This is a genomic window from Methylibium sp. T29-B (assembly GCF_000576225.1).
In the GTDB taxonomy this organism is placed as follows: Bacteria; Pseudomonadota; Gammaproteobacteria; order Burkholderiales; family Burkholderiaceae_C; genus Methylibium; species Methylibium petroleiphilum.
This window is the reverse complement of the sequence record NZ_AZSN01000242.1, coordinates 1-3,726: the sequence shown is the minus strand read 5'-3', so window position 1 is coordinate 3,726 and position 3,726 is coordinate 1. Positions and strand designations below refer to the sequence as shown.

The window sequence follows — 3,726 nt, the reverse complement described above, 5'->3', positions numbered from 1 at the left end:
TTTTCGGTCGGCGTCAACAAGCAGCGGCGTTTCCGCGAATCGTGACCTCGGTGAGGTAGTCCGGCCGAGTCATCCGCGGGCCATCGATCACCGGGAGGTAGTGGCGTCTCCTCGCCAGTAGACAAGATACTTGGGCAAGTAGCCGTGGGTCGTCTCCGACGATCAGCGTGCGGAGGAGTTTGGGGCAATCCATCAATACGTCATTACTTGCTGGGACGCCGAGCGACGGTGTTTCTGATGCCTAACGTTCGAGCTGAGCGGCTGGCCGCGGCAGGACGCCTGGCCGGCGAAGCTCAACATACACAGTGGGCGCTTCGTGGGCCAGGCGGCCTGCCGTGGACAGTCCGCTCTCGAGCGAGGGGTTAGGCGGCGCCTCGCGCAGTTGAGGTGCAGTCATGTCCGGTAGGGCACGCGGGACAGTTTTACCTTCACTTCACTCATATTGGACTCGGCCAAGAACTCGCGAATGCCGCGTTCCAGAGTTGCATCGGCCTCCGGCCCCAGAACCACCTCCCTAAGTGCAAGGGCTCGGCCGTCGGGCAGAACCGGCTCAAGTTCGTTAGAAAGTACGTACGGAATGATCCGCCCGCGACCGACCCTAAAACGCTTGGCCGAGCTCTTGTGGCCGAGGGAAGGCATCAAGTCTGGGTGCTCGATGAAGGCTAGCCGGTACTCCTGCTCCTGCTCAAATGCCGGATCCTTGAAGAATGCGATCAATTCGATTAGGCGGTCGATCTTGTAGTACGCGTCCTCGATTCGCTCAAGACGCCCTTCGTGCAGATCACGTAGGTACGCTTCCCTGGTGTGGTGAAGGTGAACCTCGACCAAGGCACGTTGGCGCTCTCTCAGATACTCAACGGGACGAAGATTCGCCCTGTACGCATGTAGAGAAACATCGCGAGGCTCAAAGCCGATCGCAATCGGGCCGTAGGCCCTCCATTGACTCAAGCTGTCCCCTGCCGCTGAGAATGATGCGACACAGACCCGGTGAACTGGCGCGGCTAGAGCTTTGATCCAATGCTGCAGCAACTCGCCTGCCTTCGGGCGCGACTCCTGCGACAGAAACTCCGTGGCGACCTCAGCGATCAGGTCGGCGCCGTGCGACAGTTCGCGCGTATCGTTCAGGTACGAGTAGTCGGATAGCCACAGATTTCCGCTCTGCACGATTCCAAAGAACGCTTCGACCCCGGTGTAGTGGTAGATGAGTTCGGGTTGAGCAGAGTCGACCATACCAAGCCGCCGCGCCTCGTTCCAGGCCACCTTCTGGACGGTGAACCAGTTCGGTAGTTTGGTCCCGTCCCAACTGTAGTAGGGCTCTCGCGCAACAGTCCTCCATTCCCTTCGCGAATAGACCTCAGGCTCTTCGCCCTCCACGAGTGGGTCAACCTGGAATGAGTCTTCAGGTATGCCGTTCTTGCAGGAAGGCCACGGACATGGCCAGACGTCATAGACGCCATGGTCCGGGCATTTCAGATCGGGGAATATCGTGTTCCGGAACGTGCGCATGGAGGGTGCTTGCGACGCCTAACGTTTGACATGAGCTGCATGACCCGGCTTGCTGGGGCCAGTCCGCTCGAGCGAGGGATTAGGCGTCACTGCTCTCGCGCCGCATTCAACGCCTCGATCCACAACTCGCGATCAGCGAGCTCGCGCGACTTCACCAGGGAGAGCATGCCGCCAGCAAAGCGACTGGCCTCTTGACGTAAAGGGATGAGTTCCACATCTTCAGTCATCGGAACGTCGGTAAACAAGGCCATAAACTTGTCTGGGAAGTCCTCCAAAGCAAGTTTGTGGAGGCTCCGAAGGCGAGAAGTCTGGAACTCCGACAACGCGCGCATCTGTTGATTGACGCGTAGCAGTGTTGGATCATCAGTGTGCATCGGCTGGGGTATCGCTTGGCGCTCACGCTCTAGCGCTTCCATCTTCAGGCGAATGACCCTGTTCAATGGGTCAGCCTTCGCACGGGCGATATCAAAGCACAGAGTTTTGGCCCAGGGTGCCAGAGCCAGTGAGATCGCCTGTTCGGTCGACCCTAAGCTGCGCATGAGCTCTCTGATTCGATCTGCCAGAGCGAAGAACTCACGCGGACTTGGCGCTGAGTCGAAGCGACCCATTTTGCAGTTCAAGTCAATCAGCGCAGTACCTGTGAGCTCAGTCATCTGTCGGAGACGCTTCAGAGCCTCGTCAGCTTGATTGATCTTCTCGTCTAGTTGTCGGGTCTTGGCTTCGATGCCAAGACCCTTGAATGACTCGAAGCGGTCCACCGTTGCCGCGAACAGAAGTACCAGGCCAGCGGTTAGTGATGTTGCGGCAACAGCTGGACTATCGCTGAACGCGGCGAAGGTTCCGGCAGCAAGGTTCGCGAGACCCGCAACCAGCAAGGCCCAGTTCGTGATCCCGTAGAGAACTCGGCGACTAAGCGGCAGGGATTGTTCGGGCTTGCTGGGCATTGGCAGGGCGGGTGTTGTGTGACGCCTAACGTTAAGGTAACCGGACCGCGGAGGCGGACGGCGTAAGACTGGGATGCGAGGATAGTGCGAAGCGCCGCAGCCCGGCCTTACGACGGCTGCCGTAGCGGGTCCGGTTGACCGACAAGTTAGGCGGCATCGCGGCTAGAGGATTGAGGGCTTGGCGATCTCGCGGCGAGCGAACTCGGAGGCCAAGAGATACAAGAACTGTTGCGCCTGACCAGAGATGAAGTCCTGAATGCGAGGGCCAAAGGCACCATCGTTGATAGCGGGGAAGTGGTGCGGGCGATAGCGCGTTATTGAGCCCAAGTAGTACGAGAGGATGTAGATGGAGAGCAGCTGATGTAAGGTCTGTGTGTCCTCTGCAGCCGGTCGCAGGTAGACGTAGTGCCTGCGATATGGGGGAACCGTTGAGACGGTCGCCCAGAGCAAACCCCGAATCGAATCGAAGAGCGACTGAAGTGAGTTTGCGTACTTCGTGTTCGGGCAAACGATCGGTGCGACTTGCTGGAAGCAGATCAGCTCGCGCAAAGCACTATCGGTTTCGTCGCAGGTGACTTGTATGAACGCCGGTCCAAGTTTCGACTCGGCAAGGAATCGTGTGATGGTTACGCCGATTCGGGAGAGGTCGTCTGAGACGAAATAGAGGTTCAGCCAAAGTTCCCGCGTGGCCTTGTTGAGGTAGGGGCGGATATCGTGGACCGCGATGAAGCGTTCCTTCTTGTTTGCCGCCGAAGACCACAATCTGTGACCTGGAAGGATTTGCGGTAGGAGCACGGGTACGTCGTAGTCCTGATTGGCAGCTAGCCCAGCGCCAGCCAGAGCCAGCATGAACTCGGAAAAGTTCTGCAGGTCTCCGCTGCCATTGGGGCTTACGAACGCCCGCAGGAAGGCATCAGCAAGCTCACGGTTGCCTGGTGCGCGGAGCATCTCGGAGAGTCCGTGCTGAGCTTTGTTGAACGTTGGCCGCGTTCCGCGAGTGAGACAGAACGCCTTCACGAGGTTCATGAAGCAGTAGTAAAGCGCCAGCGGGCGGGCTGACACACGCTGTGTGTCTACAGCACCTTCGAAGAAGTCGCGCGCTTGATTCATGCACGCGAGGGCTTCGGGGCGTGCTGCCGAAGGGCATGAAGTCTTGATGGTCTGGTCGATGATTGCCCAGGGATCAAGCGAGAAGAGCAGTGACTGCAGGCTGGCATTGCCTTTTGGGCCGACCTTTGTTGGCCAAGAGCTGAATGGAATCAGCTTTCCGTTAAGG

The 3,726-nt window shown here is 58.6% G+C and carries 3 protein-coding genes; all 3 read right to left on the bottom strand.

What is annotated here, in order from left to right:
- Positions 1-393 precede the first annotated feature (393 nt).
- Entirely contained in the window at positions 394-1,260 is an 867-nt protein-coding gene (locus tag Y694_RS20385; RefSeq protein WP_152543602.1) for a DUF2971 domain-containing protein, read from the bottom strand.
- Positions 1,261-1,592: 332 nt separating this feature from the next.
- Positions 1,593-2,450: a hypothetical protein gene (locus Y694_RS22870; RefSeq protein WP_152543601.1), complete on the bottom strand. Its 858-nt coding sequence runs from the start codon at positions 2,448-2,450 to the stop codon at positions 1,593-1,595.
- A 162-nt stretch (positions 2,451-2,612) separates the two neighbouring features.
- On the bottom strand, positions 2,613-3,726 hold a 1,114-nt coding region (locus Y694_RS20375), incomplete at its 5' end, for a YaaC family protein (RefSeq protein ID WP_152543600.1).

Bases quoted from the DNA above. Each gene is read 5' to 3' on its own strand.
- Y694_RS22870 (WP_152543601.1), bottom strand. From the start codon at position 2,450: ATGCCCAGCAAGCCCGAACAATCCCTGCCGCTTAGTCGCCGAGTTCTC.